A 6,033-nucleotide genomic window follows, 5' to 3' on the forward strand; every position below is an offset into this window, starting at 1 on the left:
ATAGATATCGAAATCCTCGTTCGCCGGATCGTGCCGCGCCGAGATGAAATAGAGTCCATTGGCATCAGGAGTGAAACCGGGGTCGGCCTCGATCACCGGAGCGGGCGCGGCAAAGGACGGAGGCTGCGGCGCCGACCAGCCATGCGGCCCACAAACCGAGCGCAGCAGGTGCCATCCGGCAAAGCCGCTGTCCGCCGACAGATAGATCATCTCGCGGCCGTCGGCCGAAAAGCTGGGCGCGGCTTCGTAGCCGGCGGTCGCGATCGCGGCGGGCGTCCACCGCTCCGGCACGGGCGTCGCCGACGATCCGCCGCAGAGCCCCGTCACGGCCATAATGAAAAGCAGGTTTTTCATTCCCGCGGCTTACGCGCCCGACAGACGGGTACAAAACAACGGGATTGCATCGTCATTTAAAGCTGGGCTTAATATGACAATGGTCGCGCGCACGCCCTCGCTCGAAACGCTCCGTATCTTCGACGCCTGCGCGCGGCACGGCAATTTCTCGCGCGCGGCGGACGAGCTCTGCATCACGCCCGCCGCGGTCAGCCAGCGCATCCGCTCGCTCGAGACCGACACAGGAAAGCCGCTGTTTGCACGCAACGGTCCGCGCGTCCGCCTCAACGACGACGGCGAGAAACTGTTTCGCCGGACGCGCGAGATCATGGCGCTGACGCATGCCGCGATCGACGAATTGCGGATGGCGCGTGCCCTGCGACTGACCGTGGCGCCGACCTTCGCTTCGCGCTGGCTGGCGGTTCGCCTGCCCGAATTCGAAGCGCGGCATCCGGGGATCGCGATCGACATCGACGTGTCGGCCGATGTTCGTGACAGCGCACGCCACGACCTCGCCATCCGCAGCGGCAACGGCGGCTGGCCCGATACCGACGCCACCGCCCTGTTCGCGGTCGAAGCAGCGCCGATGCTCGCCCCGCAATTGCTGCAGGACCGGACGCTGTCCGAACCGACGGACCTCGCTTCGCTCCCGATGCTCGCCAGCTCCGACTGGCCGCGCTGGTTCGCTGCGCAGCAGCTGCCCGCGCCCGACAGGCGCACGGCGCAACGCACCGCCTATCCTTCGCAGGACCTCGCCGCGCAGGCGGCGATCGATGGACGGGGTGTCGCGCTGCTCTCGCCGCGCCTGTTCGCCGCCGAACTGGCGAACGGCCGCCTTGTGCAGCCCTTTGCCTTCACCTTGTCCGGCCCCGATTCTTACTGGCTGGTCGAATCCCGCGCCAACCGGAGTCCGGCCACCCGCGCATTTCGCGACTGGCTGCTCGAAAGCATCGGGCCGGTCAGCGCCGGATAAGCGCTTTCACCTTCGCCCGCACCCCCAGCCGATCGAGAAGCGCCTTGCCGTGCGCGGCGAGCCCGTCGATTCCGCGCATCGCCGCCAGCGCGGCACGATTGCGCAGCGCCGGACGCAGTATCAGCACGTCGGCGCAGGCGACCGAGGCACGCCCGAATTGCGCCTTGTGCGCGCCGTCTCCCTCGGTGAAATCGAACGCGCGGAAGCGTCCCTCGTCATAGAGCATCCGCATCGCTTCGACGTGCAGCACGGTTCCCGGCGACAGCTCGGCGAAATCGGGATCATAGCCGAGATGGGCGTAGACCAATATGTCGTGCTCGACCGGCAGGTAGAGATAGGCGATCGCCCGGCCGCCCGCGAACAGCAGGAACGCACGGATATTATCCTCCGCCGCTGCCGCGACGGCGTCCGCGACGTCGGCTTGGCCCGTGGGCAGCCCGGCCTGCATCAAGCGTGCCTGATAGGTGCGATCGGACAGCGCGCCGGCAATATCCATGAATTCGGCCACTTCCCCGGCCGTCCGATAGGACCGCACCGCGAAACCGCCGTCGAACTGCTCCGAAAGCCGCCGCGCCTTGCGCGACAGGGTCGAACGCGTTTTCGAGGAAAAGCCCTGCCACCAGCCGTCGAACCCCTCGCCCTCCATCACAATATAGTGGCGCGGATAGTCCTGACGCACGCTGACCAGCCAGCCTTTCATCCGCTCTTCCAGCACCGGCAATCGCACCTTCGGCACCGAGCGCAACAGCCAGCCGTCACGCCCCGCGCATGGCAGATCGTCTTGCCCGCCCGTCAGCACGGCACCCAGATCGTGCGCCACGACCCGCAGCCGGCGTCGCAAATGGCCAAGCGGACGCCCGGCAATCTCGATGCGCAGCGCGACGGTTTCGCCCGCTTCCTGTTCACCCTGCCCGTCCATGCCCCCTCATATGTTGCGATACGCCTATTCCGGTTTCGCAGCACTTGGTTATGATTGGCTTACGCAAGGCGGAGGACAAGGCGCATAATGACGGCACGAGGCAGATACGGACGCACCGCCATGGTCATGGCAGCGGCGACAGGCCTTGCGCTCACCGCGTCGAGTTGCGGGCTGTTCGGGGAGCGCGGCCCGGTCAGGATCGCTGCCATCGGTTCGCTCAACGCCGCCGCGAGCCCGCTCGGCGGCGAATTGTCGGCAGGTAACGCCGCGCTTCTCGATGCGACCTCGCAGGGGCTCGTCAGCTATGACGGTGAAGGCCAGATCGATACTGGCCTCGCCGATCGCTGGACCGTCACCACCGACGGGCGCAGCTATATCTTCCGCCTTCGCGAGGCGAAATGGAGCAATGGCCGCAAGGTCACCGCCGAAGAGGTCGCGGCGATCCTGCGATCCTATGTCGCCCCGTCCAGCCGCCACGTCCTCAAGGGCGATTTCCCGGAGATCGAGACGATCAAGGCGATGACCGACACAGTCATCGAAATCCGCCTATCGGTGCCGCAATCCGCGATCCTCGAACTGCTTGCCCAGCCATCGATGGCGATCGTCAACAAGGGGATGAACTGGGGACCGATGCGCGCCCGCAAGATCGGCCGCGCGGTCCTGCTTTCGCCCGTTCCCGATCCGCTGGCCGAGGATCCCGAGGCAGCCGAAGCCGCCGCGAACGACCCTGCGGCGTCGATCGAGCTCGTCGGCACCTCGCCGGCGGGCGCGCTCGCGCGGTTCAAGAACGGCTATGCCGACGGCGTGATTGGCGGCCGTTTTTCGACCCTGCCCTATTTCGTCGCCTCGAACATCGGGCGCTCGCGGCTCGTCGTCGATCCGGTTCCCGGCCTGTTCGGTCTGGCGTTCGTCCGCGCCGAGGGTTTTCTTGCGATCGATGCCAACCGCGACGCGCTGGTCCGTGCGATCCGCCGCGAACGGCTCGTCGATGCCTTCGGGCTCACCGAATGGCAACCGCAGGTCACGCTGCGCCCGGCGCTCTACACGCGCGACGGCGGTCCCGCGCCGCTCGTTCCCACGTGGGCCGAATATGACGAAGCGTCGCGGCTCGCGCAGGCGAAGCGCGCGGTCGACGCATGGCGCGGCACGGGGCGCGAGATCGAGCCGCTGCGTATAGCGGTCCCCGACACACCGGGAGGCCGCATTCTTTTCGCCTATGTTGCCGCCGATTTCAAAGCGATCGGCGTACCCAGCCGCCGCGTCGCCATGGCGTCGACCGCCGACCTCCGCCTGATCGACGAGGTCGCCCCCAACGACGACGCGATCTGGGCGTTGCGTCGCCTGTCCTGCCGCCGCGACACGCTGTGCAATCGCGAGGCGCAGGAACTGATCGACCAGGCGACGAACAACATCGACGCCGGACAGCGCCGGGTCCAGGTGAGCGAGGCCGAGGCCGTGCTCGCGCGCTACGCCCCCTTCATCCCGCTCGCGACGCCGCTCCGCTGGTCGGTCGCGTCGCAGCGTCTGACGGGACTGCGCGCCAACGGCCGGGCGCAGCACCCATTGAATCACCTGATCGCGCGTCCTAACTAGATAATGGCGCTTCAAGTTCGAGCGCTTTTGAAAGGACCCTGATGGCCCCTTCGCCCCCCAATCCCGACGCAATCTTCGACGCCCTGATCTCCAACCGGAACGATCCCGCCGCGCTGCGCAAACGCGTCGAGACGCTGGAAATCCTGCTCGAACGCAGCTTCATCATTCCCGGCATCAACCGTCCCGTCGGCCTCGACGCGATCGTCGGGCTCGTCCCCGTCGTCGGCGACGTCATCGCCGCGACGATGGGCGCGTACCTGATCTGGGAAGCACGCAACCTCGGCATGCCGAAGTGGAAAATCTGGCGCATGGTCGGCAATCTCGGCGTCGACACCGCACTCGGCGCGATCCCGCTCGTCGGCGACGCCTTCGACTTTTTCTTCCGCTCGAACACGCGCAACCTGCGGATCATCAAGAAGCATCTCGACAAGCACCACCCGGGCACGATGGTCATCGACCAATAGGCGGCTTCGCCTTCTTCCCTCGGGGTGTGCAATGCTGCTAGCACGGCGCCACCACACCCCGGGGGAGATGAAAATATGATCCGCGCCAGCCTCGCCGCGCTTGCCTTCAGCTGTTCGATCACCGCCGTCGCGGCGGCCGCGCCGCAAGACAGGGATCCCTGGCTCTGGCTCGAGGATATCGAGGGCAAGAAGGCGCTCGACTGGGTCAAAAGGGAAAATGCCGAAACCGACAAGCTGATCACCGGCCGCCCCGGTTTCGAAGCCGACCGCAAGCGCGCGCGCGCGATCCTCGACGACGACCGCCAGATCGCCGAGCCCGGCGAGGTGATGGGCGACATGATCACCAATTTCTGGCGCGACGCCGCCAATCCGCGCGGAATCTGGCGCCAGAGCCCGCTCGACGCCTGGCTCGCGGGCAACCCCGTCTGGTCGCCGCTGATCGACGTCGATGCGCTCGGCAAGGCGGAGAAGCAAAGCTGGGTCTGGCACGGCGCCGACTGCCTCGCGCCCGAGTACAAGCGCTGCCTCGTCTCGCTGAGCCCCGGCGGTACCGACGCCGATATCGTCCGCGAATGGGATCGCACCACCAAAAGCTTCGTCGACGGGGGCTTCGCGCTGCCGCAGGCCAAGAGCAGCGTGACATGGGAGGACGCCGACACCCTGCTCGTCGCGACCGACTATGGCGAAGGCAGCATGACCGCGTCGGGCTATCCGCGCATCGTGAAACGCTGGAAACGCGGGACACCGCTGGCATCGGCCGAAACCGTTGCCGAGGGCGAGCATGAGGATGTCGGCATGAACGTCTTCGCGCTCGTCGACGGCGACAGGCGCTGGCCGATGATCAGCCGCGGCAAGACCTTCTACACGACCGACTATCTGATCCGCGGTGTCGGCGGCGACAGCTATCATTCGACGATCATCCCCGACACGGCGAGCCTTCGCGACGTGCTGGGCGGGCAGGCGATCGTCTTCCTCAACCAGGATTTCGGCGCGGGCTTTCCGGCGGGCTCGCTGATCTCGCTGTCGCTCGAGGACATGTCCGCCGACCGGCAGGTGCCGATCATTCCGGTGATGACCCCCACGCAGGCGCAGGCGATCGAGGATGTCTCGGCAACCGACAATATCCTGTGGGTCAAGGCGCTCGACGATGTCGAGGGCAAGCTCTTCGCCCTCCGCCGCGATCAGCCCAACGGCCGCTGGAGCCAGAAGGAGGTTCCGCTCGCTCCCAATGCGACGGTCGGCATCGCTGGCACGGTGGGCAAGCGCGATATCGTCCTCGCGACCGCCGAGACGATGCTGATGCCCCCGACGCTCTACGCCGTATCCGAAGGCAATGCGCCGCAGGCGGTACAGAGCCTGCCCGCGACGTTCGATGCCGCGAACATGACCGTCGAGAAACGCTTCGCGACGTCGAAGGACGGCACCAAAATCCCTTATTTCCTCGCGCGCAAGAAGGGCACGACCGGCCCCGTCCCCGCGCTCGTCCACGCCTATGGCGGCTTTCGCGCCGCGCAGACGCCGGGCTATCTGACCGGCCAGCCCTATCGCGCCGGCCCGCTCGGGCTGTTCTGGGTCGAGGACGGCAATGCCTATGTCCTCGCCAATATCCGCGGCGGCGGCGAATATGGCCCCGCCTGGCATCAGGCGGCGCTGCGCGAGAAGCGCCAGAACAGCTTCGACGATTTGGAGGCCGTCGCCCGCGACCTGATCAAGACCGGCATCGCCCGGAAGGACGGCATCGCCATCTCGGG

The 6,033-nt window shown here is 66.8% G+C and carries 6 protein-coding genes; 4 read left to right on the top strand and 2 right to left on the bottom strand.

Annotated features, from left to right (window positions below; genetic code table 11):
• On the bottom strand, positions 1 to 333 hold a 333-nt coding region (locus VGD20_RS16160; protein ID WP_331135424.1), incomplete at its 3' end, for a hypothetical protein.
• A gap of 94 nt (positions 334 to 427) precedes the next feature.
• Here VGD20_RS16160 and VGD20_RS16165 point away from each other — a divergent pair.
• Positions 428 to 1,306 carry a LysR substrate-binding domain-containing protein gene (locus VGD20_RS16165; protein ID WP_331135425.1) on the top strand — a complete coding sequence of 293 codons (879 nt, stop codon included), beginning with the start codon at positions 428 to 430 and terminating at the stop codon, positions 1,304 to 1,306.
• Here the strand turns inward: VGD20_RS16165 and VGD20_RS16170 are convergent.
• A complete protein-coding gene (locus tag VGD20_RS16170; RefSeq protein ID WP_331135426.1) occupies positions 1,293 to 2,225 on the bottom strand; it encodes a GNAT family N-acetyltransferase in 933 nt (310 codons plus the stop codon). The genes VGD20_RS16165 and VGD20_RS16170 overlap by 14 nt on opposite strands.
• 126 nt (positions 2,226 to 2,351) lie before the next feature.
• Between VGD20_RS16170 and VGD20_RS16175 the strand changes: the two genes are divergently transcribed.
• The 3 genes from VGD20_RS16175 to VGD20_RS16185 form a co-directional block, all read left to right on the top strand.
• Positions 2,352 to 3,818: an ABC transporter substrate-binding protein gene (locus VGD20_RS16175; RefSeq protein WP_331135427.1), complete on the top strand. Its 1,467-nt coding sequence runs from the start codon at positions 2,352 to 2,354 to the stop codon at positions 3,816 to 3,818.
• 41 nt (positions 3,819 to 3,859) lie between these two features.
• Complete coding sequence (locus tag VGD20_RS16180) at positions 3,860 to 4,282, top strand: DUF4112 domain-containing protein (RefSeq protein WP_331135428.1); 423 nt, start codon at positions 3,860 to 3,862, stop codon at positions 4,280 to 4,282.
• Between the two features lie 75 nt (positions 4,283 to 4,357).
• Positions 4,358 to 6,033: prolyl oligopeptidase family serine peptidase (locus VGD20_RS16185; protein WP_331135429.1), on the top strand; the 1,676-nt coding region annotated here is incomplete at its 3' end.

The organism is Sphingopyxis sp. (genome assembly GCF_036402335.1).
GTDB lineage: Bacteria > Pseudomonadota > Alphaproteobacteria > Sphingomonadales > Sphingomonadaceae > Sphingopyxis.